Origin of the sequence: Pantoea sp. Lu_F5_004, from assembly GCF_051136245.1 — a bacterium.
Lineage (GTDB): Bacteria > Pseudomonadota > Gammaproteobacteria > Enterobacterales > Enterobacteriaceae > Pantoea > Pantoea agglomerans.
The window spans coordinates 115,185-134,886 of record NZ_CP194948.1; the positions used below are offsets into that span (position 1 = coordinate 115,185).

17 protein-coding genes are annotated in these 19,702 nt (G+C 56.7%); 12 read left to right on the top strand and 5 right to left on the bottom strand.

What is annotated here, in order from left to right; all coding sequences use genetic code 11:
- The first annotated feature begins 67 nt into the window (after positions 1–67).
- Together ACR8BN_RS22355 and ACR8BN_RS22360 are read left to right on the top strand one after the other, a co-directional pair.
- The gene (locus ACR8BN_RS22355) at positions 68–1,201 is read left to right on the top strand and encodes an efflux RND transporter periplasmic adaptor subunit (protein ID WP_425023791.1); all 1,134 of its coding nucleotides are present in this window, start codon (positions 68–70) and stop codon (positions 1,199–1,201) included.
- Entirely contained in the window at positions 1,198–4,242 is a 3,045-nt protein-coding gene (locus ACR8BN_RS22360) for an efflux RND transporter permease subunit (protein ID WP_115764962.1), read from the top strand. The genes ACR8BN_RS22355 and ACR8BN_RS22360 overlap by 4 nt, the downstream gene beginning before the upstream one ends.
- Positions 4,243–4,292: 50 nt before the next feature.
- Here the strand turns inward: ACR8BN_RS22360 and ACR8BN_RS22365 are convergent, their stop codons facing one another.
- Together ACR8BN_RS22365 and ACR8BN_RS22370 are read right to left on the bottom strand one after the other, a co-directional pair.
- Positions 4,293–4,538, bottom strand: coding sequence for a hypothetical protein (locus ACR8BN_RS22365; RefSeq protein WP_010256845.1), 246 nt, complete (start codon positions 4,536–4,538; stop codon positions 4,293–4,295).
- Positions 4,539–4,609: 71 nt separating this feature from the next.
- On the bottom strand, positions 4,610–5,515 hold the full coding sequence (locus ACR8BN_RS22370; protein WP_069027166.1) for a LysR family transcriptional regulator: 906 nt from the start codon (positions 5,513–5,515) through the stop codon (positions 4,610–4,612).
- Positions 5,516–5,619: 104 nt separating this feature from the next.
- On the opposite strand from ACR8BN_RS22370, the gene budA reads away from it, so the two are divergent.
- From budA to ACR8BN_RS22400, 6 genes are all read left to right on the top strand, one after another.
- The gene (budA, locus tag ACR8BN_RS22375; protein WP_434747822.1) at positions 5,620–6,402 is read left to right on the top strand and encodes an acetolactate decarboxylase; all 783 of its coding nucleotides are present in this window, start codon (positions 5,620–5,622) and stop codon (positions 6,400–6,402) included.
- Between the two features lie 14 nt (positions 6,403–6,416).
- On the top strand, positions 6,417–8,096 hold the full coding sequence (gene alsS, locus ACR8BN_RS22380; protein WP_010256852.1) for an acetolactate synthase AlsS: 1,680 nt from the start codon (positions 6,417–6,419) through the stop codon (positions 8,094–8,096).
- A 21-nt stretch (positions 8,097–8,117) separates the two neighbouring features.
- Positions 8,118–8,891 (top strand): (S)-acetoin forming diacetyl reductase, encoded by a 774-nt coding sequence (locus ACR8BN_RS22385; RefSeq protein ID WP_064703086.1) that lies wholly within the window; start codon positions 8,118–8,120, stop codon positions 8,889–8,891.
- A gap of 205 nt (positions 8,892–9,096) precedes the next feature.
- Positions 9,097–10,548 (top strand): flagellin, encoded by a 1,452-nt coding sequence (locus tag ACR8BN_RS22390; RefSeq protein WP_434747823.1) that lies wholly within the window; start codon positions 9,097–9,099, stop codon positions 10,546–10,548.
- A 338-nt stretch (positions 10,549–10,886) separates the two neighbouring features.
- Positions 10,887–12,200, top strand: a complete 1,314-nt coding sequence (locus ACR8BN_RS22395; protein WP_031593743.1) for a CitMHS family transporter — start codon at positions 10,887–10,889, stop codon at positions 12,198–12,200.
- A 167-nt stretch (positions 12,201–12,367) separates the two neighbouring features.
- Positions 12,368–13,207: an MBL fold metallo-hydrolase gene (locus ACR8BN_RS22400; RefSeq protein ID WP_434747824.1), complete on the top strand. Its 840-nt coding sequence runs from the start codon at positions 12,368–12,370 to the stop codon at positions 13,205–13,207.
- Between the two features lie 51 nt (positions 13,208–13,258).
- Here the strand turns inward: ACR8BN_RS22400 and ACR8BN_RS22405 are convergent, their stop codons facing one another.
- Positions 13,259–13,573 carry a HigA family addiction module antitoxin gene (locus ACR8BN_RS22405; protein WP_039387307.1) on the bottom strand — a complete coding sequence of 105 codons (315 nt, stop codon included), beginning with the start codon at positions 13,571–13,573 and terminating at the stop codon, positions 13,259–13,261.
- Complete coding sequence (locus tag ACR8BN_RS22410; RefSeq protein WP_039387308.1) at positions 13,573–13,854, bottom strand: type II toxin-antitoxin system RelE/ParE family toxin; 282 nt, start codon at positions 13,852–13,854, stop codon at positions 13,573–13,575. Before ACR8BN_RS22410 ends, ACR8BN_RS22405 begins: the two co-directional genes overlap by 1 nt.
- A 153-nt stretch (positions 13,855–14,007) precedes the next feature.
- Here ACR8BN_RS22410 and yefM point away from each other — a divergent pair, with 153 nt between their 5' ends.
- Complete coding sequence (yefM, locus tag ACR8BN_RS22415) at positions 14,008–14,259, top strand: YoeB-YefM toxin-antitoxin system antitoxin YefM (RefSeq protein ID WP_434747825.1); 252 nt, start codon at positions 14,008–14,010, stop codon at positions 14,257–14,259.
- 170 nt (positions 14,260–14,429) lie between these two features.
- On the opposite strand, the gene ACR8BN_RS22420 is transcribed toward yefM, so the two are convergent.
- Entirely contained in the window at positions 14,430–16,967 is a 2,538-nt protein-coding gene (locus ACR8BN_RS22420; RefSeq protein ID WP_434747826.1) for an excinuclease ABC subunit A, read from the bottom strand.
- Positions 16,968–17,630: 663 nt separating this feature from the next.
- Between ACR8BN_RS22420 and ACR8BN_RS22425 the strand changes: the two genes are divergently transcribed.
- The 3 genes from ACR8BN_RS22425 to ACR8BN_RS22435 all read left to right on the top strand — a co-directional run bounded on the left by ACR8BN_RS22425 (position 17,631) and on the right by ACR8BN_RS22435 (position 19,569).
- Entirely contained in the window at positions 17,631–18,089 is a 459-nt protein-coding gene (locus ACR8BN_RS22425) for an STM2901 family protein (RefSeq protein WP_031593749.1), read from the top strand.
- The gene (locus tag ACR8BN_RS22430; RefSeq protein WP_022624214.1) at positions 18,083–18,376 is read left to right on the top strand and encodes a DUF1493 family protein; all 294 of its coding nucleotides are present in this window, start codon (positions 18,083–18,085) and stop codon (positions 18,374–18,376) included. The genes ACR8BN_RS22425 and ACR8BN_RS22430 overlap by 7 nt, the downstream gene beginning before the upstream one ends.
- Positions 18,377–18,475: 99 nt before the next feature.
- Positions 18,476–19,569, top strand: a protein-coding gene (locus ACR8BN_RS22435; protein WP_434747857.1) for an IS3 family transposase whose coding sequence is annotated in 2 segments (ribosomal slippage) — positions 18,476–18,707 and positions 18,707–19,569 — 1,095 coding nt in all. Because the reading frame shifts where the segments join, the coding sequence is not laid out codon by codon here.
- Positions 19,570–19,702 lie beyond the last annotated feature (133 nt).

The window sequence follows — 19,702 nt, forward strand, 5'->3', positions numbered from 1 at the left end:
TGGTTCATAAAACGTTTCTGGACACAAGCCGGGTTCAATGAGCACAACTCATTAAAGGAACCCGGTTATGACAGACTTCTTATCGGATGCTGCCCGCCAGGTGTGGCGTCATCTCTTTGGTATTCACATCTTTGCACCGATCATCTTCGTGCTGCTTGGGGTATTCATCATGACCGGCTGCCGGGACAATAGTTCTGCTCCGCCTGCCGCCCCGCTCCGCCCGGTTAAATCAGTGATTGCCCCACCGCTCAGCAGTGATGCGTCGCTGGTGCTGACTGGCGAAATCCGTGCTCATGAAGAGGTTGCGCTGGCATTCAGGCTGGATGGCCGGGTGGTAAGCCGTGCGGTTGAGCTGGGCGATCGCGTCAACGCCGGGCAATCGCTGGCAGCGCTGGAAAATGATCAGTCACGCAATCAGCTAAGCAGCGCGCGGGCCGATCTCGACAGCGCACGCGCCGCCGAACGGGTCGCCGCGCTTAACCTGCATCGGATGCGGCTGCTGATGCCCGGTGGGGCCATCGCCCGCAGCCAGCTGGACAGCGCCCAGGCGGACTGGCAGAGCGCGCAGTCCCGCCGTCTCAGCAGCGAAGCGGCACTGAAAAATGCCCAGGATAACCTCAGCTGGACTCAGCTGACTGCGCCTGCAGCAGGTCGGATCACCGCCATCACGGTTCAGCCAGGTCAGGTGGTCAGCGCCGGACAAAATGTGATGACGCTGGCAGCAGGAGATGCACGCGATGCGGTGTTTGACCTGACAACGCCTGCGCTGCTGCGCCCTGATGACCGGACACCGCTAAAAGTGACGCTGCTCGCCGATCCCGGCGTGCAGGCCAGTGGCACAGTGCGTGACATCAGCCCGCAGGCCGATCCGCAGACCCGCACATGGCGGCTGCGCATCTCGCTAAATCAGCCGCCTGAGGCGATGGCTCCCGGTGCCACGGTCATTGTCAGCCTTCCCGATGCGCAGCCGCCGGTCATCGTCCTGCCCGCCAGCGCCCTGACCCGCTCCGCAGACAAACCCGCGCTGCTGGTCGTTGATGCGGCGTCACGCCTGCAGCTTCGTCCGGTAGTGCTGGCCCGCTTTAACGCGCAACAAATCTTCGTTACTGCCGGGATCCGGCCGGGGGAGCGCGTTGTCACCGCCGGGGTCAGCACTCTGCAGCCTGGCGAAAAAGTGGCGCTTTCCCAGGAGGCTCCATGAAAAAATCGTCTGGCTTTAACCTCTCCGGCTGGGCGCTGGCGCATCAGCAACTGGTGATCTTTTTCATGCTGCTGGTCATGGCGGCGGGTGTGCTGAGCTATGAAAATCTGTCACGCAACGAAGACCCGGCGTTTACTATCAAAACCGCCGTAATCTCAGCCCAATGGCCAGGCGCTGATGTGAACACCACTGTGCAACTGCTCACAGACGTACTGGAACAGAAGGTGCAGGAGATCCCGTCTCTGGACGCGGTTGAGAGCGAAACCCGCGCCGGACAAACCGTCATCTATGTCAACCTGCGCGATGACACGCCGCCCTCTCAGGTGGCCGGCATCTGGTACCAGCTGCGTAAAAAGATGCAGGACGTTGCCCCTTCACTGCCGCAGGGCGTGCAGGGTCCGGCCGTTAACGACGAGTTTGATGACACCTTCGGCACCATTTATGGCTTCACGGCGGATGGTTTTACCGCCAGAGAGCTGCGCGACCGGGTTGATAACCTGCGTCGCAACCTGGCCAGTCTGCCCGACATCGGTAAAACCAGCCTGTTAGGTGTACAGGAGCAGCAGGTGGTTATCGCCTTTTCGCCGCGCAAGCTGAACGGCATGGGTCTCGATTTACAGCAGGTCAGCGACGCCATTAAAGCCCAGAACGATGTCGTCCCGGCGGGCAGCCTGCGTACCGACCGCGAGAATATTGCGCTGCGGGTCAGCGGCACCCTGACTTCGGTTGAAAATCTGCGGGCGATTACCCTGCATATCGGTGAGCGTTTTATTCCGCTGACCGATCTGGCCACCATCAGCCTGCAACCTGCCGAACCACCAGCCCCGACGTTCCGGGTTAACGGCGTTCCGGCTATCGGGCTGGCGATCTCCATGGCCGGCAGCGGCAACATGCTCGATTTCGGTCAGCAGCTCAGTCAGCGCATGCAGATGCTGGCCGGTCAGTTACCACACGGTATTACTATGACCCGTGTGGCCGACCAGTCTTCGGTGGTGAAAAACGCGGTCAGCGGCTTCGTCCGGATACTGGGCGAAGCGGTCGTCATCGTGTTAGCCGTCTCCTTTGTTTCGCTGGGACTGCGTGCCGGTCTGGTCGTTGCGGCGGCGATCCCGCTGGTACTGGCAATGACCTTTACCGGCATGTTAATGGCAGGCATCGGACTCCAGCGCATCTCGCTTGGCGCGCTGATTATCGCGCTGGGGCTGCTGGTGGATGATGCCATGATCACTGTCGAGGCGATGGTGGCGCGACTCGAGGCAGGCGACAGCAAGTGGCAAGCCGCGACTTATGCGTTTAAAACCACCGCCTTTCCGATGCTGACCGGTACGCTGGTGATGATCGCCGGTTTCATTCCGGTCGGGTTCGCCGCCTCCAGTGCCGGAGAATATTGCTACTCGCTGTTTGTGGTGATCGCCCTGGCGCTGCTCTGCTCGTGGGTCGTCGCTGTCATCTTCTCTCCGCTCACCGGCTGCTGGCTGCTGTCGGCCAGGCACATCAAGGCCGATAAGCCGCCGGGCGTGCTGACGCGGAGCTACCATCGGCTGCTGGAGGTGATTCTGCGCAACCGGCTGGTGACGATTGGCACAGCGATGGCGGTGCTGCTGGTCAGCCTTTACGCCACCACTTTTATGCAGGGTGAATTTTTCCCTGCGTCGGATCGCCCCGAGCTGCTGGTCAGCCTGACGCTTCCCGCCAGTGCAGCGCAGGCTGAAACCACCCGCCGGACCGCACAGCTGGAACAGATGCTGCGCAACGATCGGGATGTGGCGAACTTCACCAGCTACGTTGGCTCGGGCGCAATACGCTTTTATCTGCCGATGGATGTGCTGCTGGATAATGAAAACATCGCGCAGCTGGTGGTGGTGGCGAAAGATCTGGCGGCGCGCGATCGGCTGCGCAGCAGGCTGGAACAGAAGCTGGCGGTGGATTTCAGTGATATCACCACCCGGGTATCGCCGCTTGAGCTGGGTCCACCGGTCGGCTGGCCGCTGAAATATCGTATCACCGGCCCGGATAATGCCAGGGTGCGGCAGGCGGCCGATCGGCTGGCGGCGTTGATCGCCCGCTCACCGCTGACACGCGAGGTCAATCTTACCGCCGGAGAGCCAGAACGGGTCATGACGCTGGCGGTGAACCAGACCGCAGCCCGCGCAGCCGGACTCTCTTCCGAAACGATAGCCACCGCGCTGAATACTCTGATGTCCGGCAGCGTGGTGACCACCCTGCGCGATCGTAACCGCCTGATCGATGTCGTGCTGCGCAGCAATGACCCGGAGCGGCAGGACACTGACACACTGGCAGGATTGATGATCACTAATGCCAGCGGACAGAAAATCCCACTGCGACAGGTAGCAACGCTGAACTGGGGAGTGGATGACCCGGTGATATGGCGACGTCAGAGGCTGGCTTACATCACAGTACAGACCGATATTGCGCCCGGTCAGCGGGCTGAACAGGTCTCGCAGCAGCTCGCACCAACCGTCGCCGCCCTGCGCGCCTCGCTGCCTGCCGGATACGGTATTGAAGAAGGTGGCGTGGCAGCCGAATCGGATAAAGGCAACGGTTCAGTGTTTGCTCTGCTGCCGGTGACGATCTGCGTCATGCTGGTCTTGCTGATGATTCAGCTGCAACGCTTCTCCGGCATGCTGCTGGCGCTGAGCATGGCACCCTTTGGCCTGCCCGGCATCGTATCTGCGATGCTGCCGGCTGGCACACCGCTGGGGTTCGTGGCGCTGCTGGGGATTATTGCCCTGGCGGGGATCATCATCCGCAACGCGGTAATCATGATCAGTGAAGTCGATGCGAATAGCCGGGCCGGACTGCCCGCGGGTGAGGCAATCCGGCAGGCTGCCCATCACCGTGCGCGTCCCATTCTGCTGACCGCCTGTGCGGCAATACTCGGCATGATCCCCATAGCCCATCAGGTTTTCTGGGGGCCCATGGCACTGGCGATTATTGGCGGTCTGGTCAGCGGTACGCTGGTGACGCTCACGGTGCTGCCCGCCGCGTTAAGTCTGTTGATGCAGCGCGGTTCACGTTAAAACAATACCCGGCGATCCCGTGCTGAGAACTGCGGGATCGCCGGAAAGGATCAGTTCATCACCTCGACCAGAATCAGCGGGCACTTTCTGACTTTGCAGGCCTGACTGTAGGCCAGCGAGCAGACCGAACAGAGATCCCGCACGTCAGACTGGTACTCATACTCCATGAAATAGCGGAACTGGCCGCCCGCCGAATCTGTTCTCCAGAATCGCTGCGGCTCCAGAATTTCATCCAGTTGCCTGAATGTCAGGGCTGACGGGTTGTGAAACCCGACTCTTACGCGGTATGTAGTCATGCACCGATTATTGGCATCCCGGTCCCTGGCCGCCAGTTGGTTATTGTTTTCAGTTCAATAGCTGGCGCTTATCAACCCGCTTCGCCTGGTGCCGCAGGCTGTTCTGCCAGCAGCGCCAGCAGATGCAGCACCGCTTTTGACGGGTGAAGCCGACGCCAGGCAAAGGCAACATCAGTAAACAGCGTGTTGTTTTCGATATCGCAGAAGCTGACCCCGGGGTTATCTACGCAGCGCATCGACTCCGGCACCAGCGCAATCCCGCAGCCCGCCGCCACCATGCCCAGCGACGTAGTGATCTGCGGAGCCTGCTGAAAAGTGTGACGCGAAAAGCCCGCCCGCAGACAGGCAGTGACAATCAACTCATACAGACTGGGCGAGACGTCGCGCGGGAAGATCACCAGGGTTTCCCCCGCCAGCGCGGATAGCGCCACGGTGGGTGTGCCGCTGAGGGGATGGCAGCGCGGCAGCGCAATCAGCATCTTTTCGGTGGAGATGACGCGCAGATTAAATGCTTTGCTGCTTTCACACGGCAGCCGGATAAAAGCGGCATCCAGCAATCCTTCCTGTAAATCCTGCATCAGCAAAGACATATTCTCTTCGCGGGTCAGCAGCTCCATCGCCGGATAACGTTCTTTAAACTGGCGGATCAGGGTGAAGATGCGTGGATTAAACGCCACCGAGCTGGCAAAGCCCAGCGACAGCTGACCACTGATCCCGCGCGCAATACCGCGTGCGTTCTCCAGTGCCTGATCGGCCAGTTGCACTATCTGCCTGGCATCCGCCAGAAACGCTTCGCCCGCTTCGGTGAGTTCCACTCCACGCGTCAGGCGCTTCAGCAACGGTGTGCCAATTTCCTGCTCCAGTCGCAGTATCTGCTGACTCAGCGGCGGCTGCGAAATCCCCAGCATTTCAGCGGCCCGGGTGAAGTGAAGCGTCTCGGCTACGGCAACAAAATAACGCAGGTGGCGAAGTTCCATATCAAAAACGTCTCAAAGTTAACAGGTTTCGCTATTGGACCCACCGACTGAATCGGTTCACCATTAGGTTAACACGGCTTAACGGTTAATCGACGAGGCATCAAATGAGCAATTGTGTAACTGATTGTTCCTGTGAGGATCAACTAAAACATACTGTCTTAAGGCTTTCCCAGGATGCACCAGAAAGCGTTATCTATCAGACCTCTTTAATGAGTGCGCTGCTGAGTGGCGTTTACGACGGCAATGTGTGTATTGCCGATCTGTTGCGTAAAGGGGATTTTGGCCTGGGTACCTTTAACCGGCTGGATGGCGAGATGATCGCGTTTGACAGCAAGGTCTATCAGCTGCATGCCGATGGCAGCGCGCACCCGGCCGATCCGGCGCAGAAAACCCCGTTTGCTGTGATGACCTTTTTTAAACCGCAGCATCTGTATGAATTTGACCGGCCGATGTCGCGTGAGGCGATCCATCAGGTGATCGACAACGAAATCACCTCCGATAACCAGTTCTGCGCACTGCGCATCAGCGGTCGTTTCAGTCGCGTCGAGACCCGCACCGTGCCGTGCCAGTGCCGTCCCTATCGCTCCATGCCGGAAGTGCTGGGCGATCAGCCGACCTTTGCCTTCAGCCAGCGTGCGGGCGAACTGATCGGATTCCGTACGCCGCAATATATGCAGGGCATTAACGTTGCGGGCTATCACGAACATTTTATTACCGACGACCGCGAAGGCGGCGGCCACATTCTCGATTATGCGCTGGAACAGGGCACCCTGACCTTTGGTGCCATCAGCAAGCTGGTCGTGGATTTGCCGCAGGACAGCGATTTTCTCAATGCCGACCTGAACCCCGCCAATCTTGACGCCGCGATTCGTGCGGTAGAAAGCTAATCAGAGGAATGACGATGAAAACTCCAACCGATACCACACTCTGGACCTGTGGCGCTGACCTGGTGGTGGCGCAACTTGAGGCACAGGGCGTCCGCCACGTCTTTGGCATTCCTGGCGCAAAAATTGATAAAGTCTTCGACTCACTGCTGGATTCCTCCATCCAGACCATCCCGGTTCGCCACGAAGCAAACGCCGCATTTATGGCCGCCGCAGTGGGCCGCCTTACCGGCAATGCGGGCGTGGCGCTGGTCACCTCCGGGCCGGGCTGCTCCAACCTGATCACCGGCATGGCCACCGCCACCAGCGAAGGCGATCCGGTGGTGGCTATCGGCGGTCAGGTGAAGCGCTCCGACAGTGCCAAGCAGGTTCATCAGAGCATGGACACGGTTTCAATGTTTCGCCCAATCACTAAATATGCAGTTGAGGTCACCGACCCCGCTGCGCTTTCTGAATGCCTGTCGAATGCGTTTCGCCACGCCGAACATGGCCGGGGCGGCGGTGCCTTTATCAGCCTGCCACAGGATATTGTCGATCAGCCGGTTACCGGCAAAGCGTTGAGCAGCAAAGGCCGCCCGGTACTGGGCGCCGCACCTGACTCAATGATCGACGCCGTCAGCGAGGCCATCGCCGGGGCTAAAAATCCGGTCATCCTGCTGGGATTAATGGCGAGCCAGACAGAGAACAGCGAAGCGATTCATGAGCTGCTGACACGCAGTCACATTCCGGTCACCAGCACCTATCAGGCAGCGGGAGCGGTCAGACAGGATCACTTCTCACGCTTCGCCGGGCGCGTCGGGCTGTTTAACAACCAGGCGGGCGACAGGCTGCTGCAACAGGCTGACCTGATCGTCACCATCGGCTACAGCCCGGTGGAATATGAACCGGCGATGTGGAACAGCGGTAACGCCACCCTGATTCATATCGACGTAATACCCGCTGAGACCGATAACCGCTATCTGCCGGACGCAGAACTGGTGGGTGATATCGCCGCCACGGTGCGTAAACTCGCCGCGCGCATCACCGCCCCACTCCAGCTGACCCCGGAAGCCGCCACCATCCTTGAGGATCGTCAGCAGCAGCGCAAATTGCTGGCGATGCAGGGTGCCAGCCTCAATCAGTTTGCTCTGCATCCGCTGCGCATTGTGCGCGCCATGCAGGACATCATTAACAGTGACGTCAGCCTTACCGTCGATATGGGCAGCTTCCACATCTGGATCGCCCGCTATCTCTACAGCTTCCGCGCCCGGCAGATCATGATCTCCAACGGTCAGCAGACGATGGGTGTGGCCCTGCCGTGGGCGATTGGTGCCTGGCTGGTCGAGCCGCAGCGCAAAGTGGTTTCAGTTTCCGGTGATGGCGGCTTCCTGCAATCCAGCATGGAACTGGAAACTGCCGTCCGCTTAAAAGCCAACATTCTGCACATCGTCTGGGTCGATAACGCCTACAACATGGTGGCGATGCAGGAAGAGAAAAAATATCACCGCGTCTCGGGCGTCAATTTTGGGCCGGTCGATTTCAAAGCCTACGCCGAAGCGTTTGGGGCAGCGGGCTTTGCGGTGACCAGCGCGGCAGAGCTGGAGCCGACGCTGCGTAAAGCGATGGATGTTCAGGGACCCGCCGTGGTGGCTGTGCCGGTCGATTACACCGACAACCCGCTGCTGATGGGTCAGCTGCATCTGAGCCAGCTTCTTTAATTTCTCAAAAAGGAAATCATGATGAAAAACAGAGTGGCATTTGTGACCGGCGCAGGCCAGGGCATTGGTGAAGCGATCGCCCTGCGTCTGGCGAAAGATGGACTGGCGGTTGCGGTAGCCGATTTTAATCAGGAGACCGCACGCCAGGTCGCGGAGAAGATCAATAAGCAGGGCGGCAAAGCGATTGCGCTGAAAGTCGATGTCTCGCAGCGTGATCAGGTGATGGAAGCGGTAGAAGAGGCGCGCCGCACGCTGGGCGGCTTTGACGTCATCGTCAATAATGCCGGTATTGCGCCCTCCACGCCGATTGCTGAGATCACCGAAGCGGTGGTCGACAAGGTCTACAACGTCAATGTCAAAGGGGTGATCTGGGGTATGCAGGCCGCGATTAAAGCGTTTGCTGCAGAAGGTCACGGCGGCAAAATCATCAACGCCTGTTCTCAGGCGGGTCATGTCGGTAATCCGGAGCTGGCGGTTTACAGTTCCAGTAAGTTTGCCGTGCGCGGCCTGACGCAGACCGCCGCGCGCGATCTGGCACCTGCCGGCATCACGGTCAACGCCTTCTGCCCTGGCATTGTCAGAACACCGATGTGGGAAGAGATCGACCGGCAGATCTCTGAAGCAGCCGGCAAGCCTGCCGGTTACGGCACCGAGGAATTTGCGAAACGCATTACGCTGGGACGTCTTTCAGAGCCGGAAGATGTGGCAGCCTGTGTCGCCTACCTCGCCAGTCCCGATTCCGATTACATGACCGGTCAGTCGCTGTTGATTGATGGCGGCATGGTTTTTAACTGATCTTCGTTCGCCTGCTGCGTCATCGCGTAGCAGGCGTGTTTCCTGCCATCCTTGAACCGTTAATTATTTTTATCTGAAAAGCGGTTAGCCATCAGACTGTTGACCGTCCGGCCCCGTATTCCCTGCCTTTTTGTCGCCACAGAGATTAAAGCTGCTTATCACCCTGCCGATAAAACAGAGACTCCTCTCCCTGTTCGAAGCGACCATGTTAACGATCAACCATAACGAAACCGCCGCGATTACGAACAAAACGCGGTACAACACTGACTCTGTTCTGGGACGAACGGTTGAACGGTTATCATCAGGGATGAGAATTAACAGTGCCAGAGATGACGCGGCAGGTCAGGCGATTGCCAACCGCATGACGGCCAATATCAATGCCGATGCGGTGGTAGCGCGTGGCCTCAATGACGCCATCAGCTATTCCCAGACTGCCAGTGGCGGCCTTGGCAGCATCGTCGATCTGCTGGTCCAGGCGCGCACCCTGTCGGTCCAGGCAGCCAACGGCACGCTGTCAGACGCGGATCGGCAGAGCGTCAACAGCCAGTATCAGCAGATTCTGGCAGACATCAATGAAGTCGCTGACCACACCGAGATTTTCGGGCGTTATCCGCTGGCGACTAATAATCCCGATCTGCCTCCTGCGAAACTGGGTAACGTTGACCCTATCAACACAAAGTTTCCGGTGCCGGGCAAGAATTACTCCTTTACCTCGGGCGTGATCCCGCTGGCCTATATCCCGGCAGGCTCGACGGCGATAAGCATCACGATTGATTCGCTGGGTATGGATGACGATCTCCAGCTTTTTACCCGCGACGGTAAGCACCTGGTCGGTACACCACTGGACGGCAGTGCGCCTGATTACACCTGGGCCAGCAAAAGCATCACTAATGCGGCTACCGCGGATAGTCGCCTCCTGACCAGCAGTAACGGATTTGCCAGCGGTGCGACTTATGACAGTTCTCAGTTGCTGGAGGGCGGCCCGAGCTGGACGCTGGCGGGCAGTAACAGCAACACCTACAACGGCATGAACATCACTTACAGCGGTGACGGTGATCGCTATGAGGATGTCGCCAGCGGCGATTTCAACAACGGCACCATCACCAGTAACCGGCTTGAGCGCATCACGCTGGATACCGTCAGCGAGGATTTGATTGTTGTGGTGGTGGGCAATGGCTCCTTCACCGGCAATCTGACCTGGGGAAAGCTGCCGGAACCCAAAGGCGTGCCTGCAACGCCGCCACATGAGAGTCGCCCTCTGGAAGTGGTCACCAGCGCCGATTATGGTCAGCCAGTGCAGTCGGATAGCATCCCCGCTACGCCGTCAGATACCAAAACGCTGGGGCTGAACAACACCACACTGCTGAACAGTGATGACATCTCCACCACCATGAAGGCTCTCGATAGCGCGCTGGAGAAGATCAGCGGCTATCAGTCGACCTATGGCGCGAAGATAAATCGTTACGAATCGAACCGTAATGTGCTGGCGCAGCAGGGCGTGGATACGTCAACGGCTCGCAGCCGCATACAGGATGCGGACTATGCTGAAGAAGCAAGCCAGCTGGCACGCAGCCAGATTATTCAGCAGGGTCAGACGGCCGTCAGCAAGATGGCGAACAAGACTCCTGAGATGATTCTCCAGCTGTTAAGTAACTAATCCCTCTGCCCGGCTGAGCATCCTGACTCAGCCGTTCCCCCTGTTTCTCCTGTACCCAGCACCTCTGATTCCATTTCCAGCTGGCCCGAAATGCATGGTTGCACGTGGCCCCCTTTGATCCCAGTCACACAAACTCGTTTAAGATTCGTTTAAAGATGATCGTGATCACTTTTTTTTGTTAAATAAATGCTAAATCCTGACAGCGATTTAATATCATCTTTCTGAGCAGGGTTAATTAAAACAACAGGTTAATCATTATCACGCTAAGTACTTACCTGAATTTTCCTGCCGACATGTAACTTTTTCATTACTTTTACGCCATTGCGAGGGCTGTTAATTTGCTGACGATACTGGGTTTTTCCATGGTTGTTTGCTTCATGTATCTGATCATGACCAAACGCATGTCAGCCTTGATTGCGCTGATCCTTATACCTACCCTATTTGCGCTGATTGGCGGGTTTTACCAGGGCCTGGGTACCATGATGCTGGATGGCGTCAAAACGCTGGCCCCTACCGGCGTGATGCTGACCTTCTCCATTCTCTATTTTGGTCTGATGATCGATGCCGGACTGTTTGACCCGCTGGTGCGCTTCATTCTCCGGCTGGTGCGCGGGGATCCCCTGAAAGTGCTGGTCGGAACGGCGGTGCTGACGCTAATGGTCTCGCTGGATGGTGACAGCTCGACCACTTACATGATCGCCATTGCTGCTTTTTTGCCGCTCTATCACCGGCTGGGCATGAACGTGCTGATGATGACCTGTCTGGTCAATCTCGCCAGCGGCATCATGAACCTCTCCCCCTGGGGTGGCCCGACGGCCCGTGCTGCAGCGGCACTGCGCATCGACGCCCTCGACATCTTTATTCCGATGCTGCCCGCCATGTTGCTGGCCTGCGCCAGCCTGGTGGCGATGGCGGTGCTGTTTGGCCTGCGTGAGCGTAAGCGTCTTGGCGTAATGACCCTGAAAGATCACCATATCGACAACATTGAGCTGGGACTGGGCGATGCTGAAGAGTGCGCAGCTAATCGCCGTCCGAAGATGTTCTGGCCTAACTTCATCCTGACCACCGTGCTGCTGGTGCTGCTGGTGATTGGTTTATTGCCGATTCAGATCCTGTTTATGCTGGCGTTTGCGATTGCGGTGATGCTCAACTATCCGACGCTGGAGGAACAGAAAGCGCGCATCGGCTCCCATGCCGGTAACGTCCTGGCCGTCACCTCGCTGATTTTTGCCGCCGGTATTTTCACCGGCATCCTTTCCGGCACCGGCATGGTTGATGCCATGGCGAAGAGTCTGCTGGCGGTAATTCCACATAGCTTCGGGCCTTACCTTGCGGTGTTTACCGCGCTGGTCAGTCTGCCGTTTACTTTCTTTATGTCGAATGATGCGTTTTATTTCGGCATCCTGCCGGTTATCGCCCAGACGGCAGCCAGCTACGGCATCACCGCGGAAGAGATTGCCCGCGCGTCTATTGTTGGCCAGCCGTTCCACCTGCTGAGCCCGCTGGTGCCGTCAGTCTACCTGCTGGTGGGTCTGGCGAAAGTCGACATCGGCGACCACCAGCGCTTTGCCATCAAGTGGGGGATTCTGGTCAGTCTGGTGCTGATGGCGGGCGGTCTGCTGACCGGTGCTTTCCCGCTGTTCCACACCTGATAATCCTCTGCTTTCTGGCGGATAACCGGCAATTTTGCCCGGTTATCCGCTTCACCGCTCCGCCTACTGCGTCATCCCTCTCTACACTCTATAGCCAGGCTGATGTGCTGCGCGCCGGACATGCCGTAGCTTCTCAGAGATATCCCGATTTACCCTATGGAGGCCCGATGAAAATTCACCACCTTAACTGTGGCTGTATGTGCCCGCTGGGCGGCGCGTTCTATGATGGATTCAGTAAAGGCCTGAAAGCACATCTGGTCTGTCACTGTCTGTTGATTGAGACGGCTCGCGACGGGCTGGTGCTGGTTGATACCGGCTTTGGTCGCCAGGATATCCATGCGCCCGGCAGCCGCCTGTCCGGCTTTTTCCGCGCATTAAACAATATTCAGCGCCGCGATGAACTGACCGCACTGTCACAGGTTACGTCACTGGGTTTGCGGGCTGAGGATGTGCGGCATATTATTCTGACCCATCTCGACTTTGATCATGCTGGCGGACTGACCGATTTTCCGCAGGCGCGAATCCATCTGTTGCAGCAGGAGGTTGATACCGCGCATCAGCGCCATAGCTGGCTGTCACGGGAACGTTACCGGCCTGGACAATGGGGTGGGATCAGCAACTGGGAGACCTATCAGCCGCAGGGTGAAAAGTGGTTTGGTTTTGAGGCGGTTAATCGCCTGCGTGACTTACCGCCGGAGATCTTGCTGGTACCGCTGGCGGGCCATACACCGGGTCACGCGGGTATCGCGATTCAGCAACCCGATGGCTGGCTACTGCACGGCGGCGATGCCTGGTTTTACCGCGGCGAAATGCGGCAGCAGACGCGGCACTGCACGCCAGGACTGCGCTTTTACCAGTGGATGATGGGCATGGATAACGTGGCGAGACGGCACAATCAGCAGCGACTGCGTGAGCTCTCCTGCCAGCGCGGCGGCGAAATCACCTTTTTTTGCAGTCACGACGCCCGTGAGCTGGATGCGTTACAGGTTAATGCGCCGCTGCGCTGATGAGATAAAAGGTTTGTATTGGCGATTAGGAAAGCCGCTACGGGGCGAGGACTATACCGTCTCGTCCCGCAATGATGATGCTACGATCCCAGGATGCAGAGGAACGCCGGAAACATCTGTAGTTTCTCGCGCCTTATGCAGATCACATGCGGCCTGCATGGATAACCAGAGCCGTGCCGCAATACCCAGGCCCGCCTCCAGCCGTACAGCCATTTCCGGGCTGACGGAGGCTTTACCGCTAGCCACTTTGCTCAGCGAAGCTGCGGAAACGCCCAGCTGTTTAGCCAGACTGCGCAGGCTGATGTCGTTATCTTCGAGATATTCCGCTATCAGGCCACCAGGGTGTGGCGGATTAAACATTGCCATCAGTGATAATCCTCAAGGTTGAGAATGAATGCGTCGCCGTCTGTAAATTCGAACGTGATGCGCCAGTTTGCTCTGACCGTAATTGAATAGAGGTTCTTTCTGTCACCCTTCAGTGGGTGAAAGCGAAAGCCCGGATAGTTTCTGAATTCATCCGTTGATACGGCTTCATCAATTACAAGCAGGCGCAGCCTGATACGTTCTGCGTCCTGAGACTGCACGCCGCTTGTGTCGCCTTTCTCATAAAGCTTTTGTAATCCCTTGTGCTTCCAGCTTTTAATCACGATCAAACTCCCTGTTTCGCCATAAGAAACACTACATCATCTGTTTCGCAAAAGGAAACACTTTCGAGATTTCATCTCCAGAATTCTCACCTAAACTCCCCTGCCAGCAGTCGTCATTGTAAAATGAGCTGTAATACCCACTACGGAGGTTCCATGAGAGCAATCAGTTACAGCGAAGCCCAACCGAATCTGTGTGACATTATGGCTCAGACGGTTAAAGATAAATCGCCGGTATTGATCACTCGCCAGAACGGTGAATCCTGCGTGCTGATGTCGCTTGAAGAATATAACTCACTGGAAGAGACGGCCTGGCTGCTGCGATCGCCTAAGAATGCCCGCAGGTTGATACATTCCATCGAAAACCTGCAAAGCGGTAACGGGAGTGACAGGGATATTATTGAGTAAAGTCCTTACAAGCCGGGAAGGTCATTTCTACTGGCAGAATACCGATATCATTCCTGACCAGAAGGCTTCTCCTCTGGTAATAATAAGAGCTTGCGGGTTCAGGAGCCTCCATATTGCCCCTGAGCCCTCAGACTGCATCACCTTCAGCGGAAGATATCTCTAACGCCCGCTTACTCCGGATCGCCCGCCCTCTTTTTCAGCTGTGCGGAAAGCCAGGGTGCAGTCAGACTCTCTGCAGATGCGCTGACCTCTTCCGGTGAGCCGGAGGAGACAACTCTTCCTCCTTTAAGACCCGAGCCGGGACCCAGATCAATCACCCAGTCCGCCTCTGCCACTATGCGCATGTTGTGTTCCGCCATGATGACGGTATGACCACGCTTCACCAGTTCATCCAGCACAACCAGCAGCTTATCCATATCCGATGGATGCAGGCCTGTCGACGGTTCATCAAGCAGATAAAGCGTGGAGGTTCGCTGGACCCGCTGCAGCTCCCAGGCGAGCTTGATACGCTGGCACTCGCCGCCCGACAGTTCAGTGGCGGGCTGACCCAGGGTCAGATATCCCAGCCCCAGCGACGTCAGTGCCTTCAGCGAACGCTGGATCCCGTCATGTCCATGAAACACCTCAGTGGCGTCGTCCACGGTCAGATCAAGCACATCCGCTATCGTCAGATTGTTCCACTTCACCTCCAGCGTTTCGGGATTATAACGGCTTCCCGCGCACACGGAACAGGTGGCGGTAGCGCTCGGCATGAAGAGCAGCTCAATCGAAATCTGTCCCTGCCCTTCACAGGCAGGACAGCGTCCGGCTGGCAGATTGAAGGAAAACTGGCTGGCGCTGAAGCCTTTGGCTTTCGCCGCGTCGGTGTCTGCAAACAGCCTGCGGACGATGTCGAAAAATCCGGTGTAAGTGGCCAGATTTGAGCGTGGTGTCCGTCCGATAGGACGCTGATCGATTCGGACCAGACGGCCGATGGCGTCACTTCCGCTGACAACCTGACCCTTAACGTCCGGCACCAGATCCTCTTCCTCGCCCTCCTCGATGTCAGGCGTTTTGTCAAAACGTCCGAGCATTTCCGGAAGCACGCGATTCAGCAGCGTCGATTTTCCGGAGCCGGACACGCCGGTGACGGCCGTCATTCTCCCCAGTGGGATGGCGATATCCACTCCGGCAATATTGTTGCAATAGACCTGTTCAAAGCTGAGCCAGCTCTCTGCGGGCCGGCGCTGGCGCAGCCCGGTATAGCTTCGTGAGAAAAGATAGCCCGAGGTGGGTGACGCACTGACTTCTTCAAGCCCTGCTGGTTCGCCGTTATAGACAATCTCACCGCCATTATTTCCCGGGCCTGGGCCGACCTCGATAAGCCAGTCCGCCTCGGCGATGAGGTCAATATTATGTTCGACGACCACCAGCGAATTACCGGCACGCACCAGGTTCTTCAGGGATGCGAGCAGCGATTTGACATCATCTGGATGCAGCCCGGCTGACGGCTCATCCAGCACATAAAGCACGCCAAAAAGCCGCGATATCAGCTGGGTGGCCAGACGTACGCGCTGCAGCTCGCCGGATGAGAGTACGGTGGTACGGCGTCCCGGCGCCAGATGACCCAGACCCAGCGTTTCCAGTTGCTCAAGCCGCATACAGATATCCGACGCCATCCGGATAACCGCCTCACGCAGTGCTGCCTCTGCCGGCAGGTCTGGCGATGCGCCACGTGCATAAGGCTTCAGCAGTTCAGCAAGCTCTGAGACCGGCAGCTCACTCAGGCTGGAAATGTCATGCCCGGCAAAGGTGACGGACAGCGCATCCCGGTTTAGCCTTTTACCGTGGCATTCAGAACAGGGAGTGACTGTCACAAAGCGTGCCAGTCGTTTCTTTGTCGTCTCGCTGCCACCCGAATAACTCTGCAGCACGATTTTTGCTGCACTGGTGTACGTGCCGGTATAAGCCGGCTCTTCGCCCGCCGCCAGCGCTTTTTCACGCTGCTCAGCGTTCAGACCGACAAAAATCGGCACCGAGGGCTGTTCGTCAGTCAGCAGTATCCACTGCTGATCCCGGGCTGAAAGCGTATGCCAGGGCGCATCGACATCGTAGCCGAGTGTCTCAAGGATGCTGCGCAGATTTTTGTTATGCCAGCCTCTGGGCCAGGAAGCGATAGCTCCCTGGCGGATGCTCAGTGAGACATCCGGCACCATCGACTCGGTTTTAACGGTGTGCACTCTTCCCAGTCCCTGGCAATGGGGGCAGGCACCTTCAGGATTGTTAGGTGAGAAAAAATCGGCGGTCATAAAGGGAACGCCTTCGGGCCTTACGCCCGCCCGGGAAAACAGCAGGCGCAGCGTGACAGAAATTCGGGTGAGGCTGCCCACCGTTGAACGCTCCTGCGCGCCAGCCCGGCTCTGCTGAAGCGCCACCGCGGGTGGAAGTCCGTCAATATTATCCACCTCCGGCGCAGCAGCCTGATCGATCAGACGACGGGCATGTGGCGACACCGACTCGATAAACCGGCGCTGGGCTTCAGCATAGAGGGTATCAAAGGCGAGGGACGATTTACCGGAGCCTGAAACCCCGGTGAACACCACCATGGCGTTGCGGGGAAATCGCAGTGAAACATCTTTGAGATTATGTGTTCTTGCACCCTGAACCGAGATATAAGGATCAATGTGCTCATCAGCGCGGTAATGATCGGCGTTGCGTTGTTCTGTCATGATTTCCCTGATTGATAATGCACGGCAGATTTACGATCGCCTGCCGTTAATGACTAAAAATTGCAGATGCTAATCCGGCGTTCAGGCTATCCGGCCCGTTTTGGGATAGAAACAACAGCAAGGGTAGTCAGGGATCGCGGTCTGCACAACGCGAGGGGGGTTCATCGCTTCGTGGCAGCACAGACTGGTAACCAACATGTACAGAAAGCCTTTTTATCTCTTAAGAAAAACGTTGGAGCAAACTTAAATAAGGCAAAGCCGTCACTAGCAAATCGCTTATGTGACTCTAATGTAGATTCCTGTGGTATCGATAAATGCAGGTCTATGTAAGGTATGGATATAAACAATGGGAAATGTTTAATACCCCACGAACCTTTCTATAACCTTTATCTCTCTATGGCCAGGTATGCACTCCAGAGTGCCTGGTGCCGTCCCGCTCCCGTTATTCAGCGTGCTGACGGCATAAAAAATCATTTAAGACATAAGGATAGCGAAACCATGCCCATTTCTGAAATGATGCCGCGAGTGCCTGCAGGGAGATGAGGTGAAATTACCGTTTTTTATTATCCTGTCGCAGACCGTCAGGTTGTCAAGCATGAACGCGCGAGGTATTGTTTAAAAAGCATCAGGATGATGAATGAAGTGAACTTGTGGGAGCTGGCAGTGGATACGACTGAAGAACTCAATAACACCTATTTCTACGCGGGCAGACCGAACCTCACCACTGGTGAGCTCTTTTTCATGATTTTCTGTGAAGAAGTCGCTGAACAGCTGGGCATTGATGACTTCGGAGCGATCGTGGCCATCCTGTCTGGACGTAATGTCCTGACTACCCGCACCAAACCGCGCGATGCTCTCAAGGGTACCTCCTATGCCTCACGGGCAGCACGCAGAGTATTCCCTAACGCCAAGTTTCCTTTCGGCATACAGCTCCCCACCATCGTAGGGGGATACCCGCCCCGGACCGCGCGTATCCTTTTTACGCATAAGCTCAGCACCTTTGTCGGTCGGGCGATACCCGTCGTGGGCTGGGTGATTCTGGCAAGAGACGTTGCCGATATCAGTTTCAATTCGGTCAGACTGTACAATGCCATCGCTCGCGGGGAGGATAAGTTATGGTAGATGACACACAGGCACGCGTAATGGCACTCATTGAGCCGTGGAACGGCCGATCGCTGCTTACGTTCCGGAAAAAAACACTCACGCCAGAGATGTCGCTTAATCAGGACATGAAGCTTGACCCGGAGGACGCTGCGGAATGCCTTCAGAACGTCTTCGATGCGTTTGGAATGGATTCTGATCTGGTGACTTTCAGCCTCTACTATCCAAAAAACCCGCGCGAGGCCATCCCTCTTACTATCGGGATGGTAATCGAGTCAGCCCGTGCCAGGCGATGGTGCTATGACTGATATGACCTGCTCCCCGTTGATTAGTACACCCCGATGTTAGTAATGTCTTCATAAGCCACATGAGGGCATCCCCATGAAGAAGCGTTTTCCGACGAACAGATCATCAGTATCCTCCGCGAGGCCGAAGCCGGGGTTTCTGCACGGGAACTCTGCCGTAAGTATGCTATTTCAGACGCTACTTTCTACACCTGGCGCAAGAAGTTTGGCGGCATGGAAGTCCCTGAGGTAAAGCGGCTTAAGTCACCTGAAGAGGAGAACGTCCGCCTTAAGAAGCTGCTCGCCGAAGCCATGCTGGATAAGGAGGCGCTTCAGGTGGCTTTGGGTCGAAAGTTCTGACGAAAGACCAGAAGCGGGAAGTCGTGGAAGTCATGTGTGATGCAACGGGTCTGTCGCAACGTCGTGCCTGCAGGCTGGCAGGTCTGTCTCTTTCAACCTGCCGTTATTCAGCTCAGCGTCCGGCTGCTGACGCGCAGCTATCTCTACGCATCACAGAGCTGGCACCTGAACGCCGTCGCTTTGGTTACCGGCGGATCTGGCAGTTATTGCGTCGTGAGGGCCTTCACGTCAACCACAAGCGGGTATACCGCATTTATCACCTTAACGGCCTGAGTGTGAAGCGCAGACGACGTCGTAAGGGTCTGGCGACTGAGCGACTTCCGCTGCTTCGCCCGGATGCGCCCAATCTGACCTGGTCAATGGATTTCGTCATGGATGGACTGGCCACCGGTCGCAGGATCAAGTGCCTTAACTGCGTCGATGACTTCACAAAAGAATGCCTGACTGACACTGTTGCCTTTGGGATTTCAGGCGTGCAGGTCACGCATATACTGGACAGTATTGCGCTGTTTCGCGGATATCCGGCTACGATAAGAACTGACCAGGGGCCGGAGTTTACCTGTAGAGCACTTGACCAATGGGCCTTTGAGCATTGCGTGGAGCTGCGGCTTATTCAGCCCGGTAAACCGACACAGAACGGATTTATTGAGAGTTTTAACGGACGCTTTCGCGATGAATGCCTGAATGAACACTGGTTCAGCGATATTGTTCGTGCCCGGAAAATCATTAATGACTGGCGGCAGGACTATAACGAGTCCAGACCTCATTCATCGCTGAATAACCAGACGCCGTCTGAATTTGCAGCAGGCTGGAGAAATGGAAAATCAGAAGGTAAACAAACCGACATTACTAACTGATCGTTGTATCTAATACTGGGGGGCTGGTCACTAATAACGTACATACACTTAAGACGAGAGGTCTATATAACTTTCAATGTGGCCATTCACCATTAACGGGTGCCAGGTCTAAGTGATTCCATTAAATTGCCTT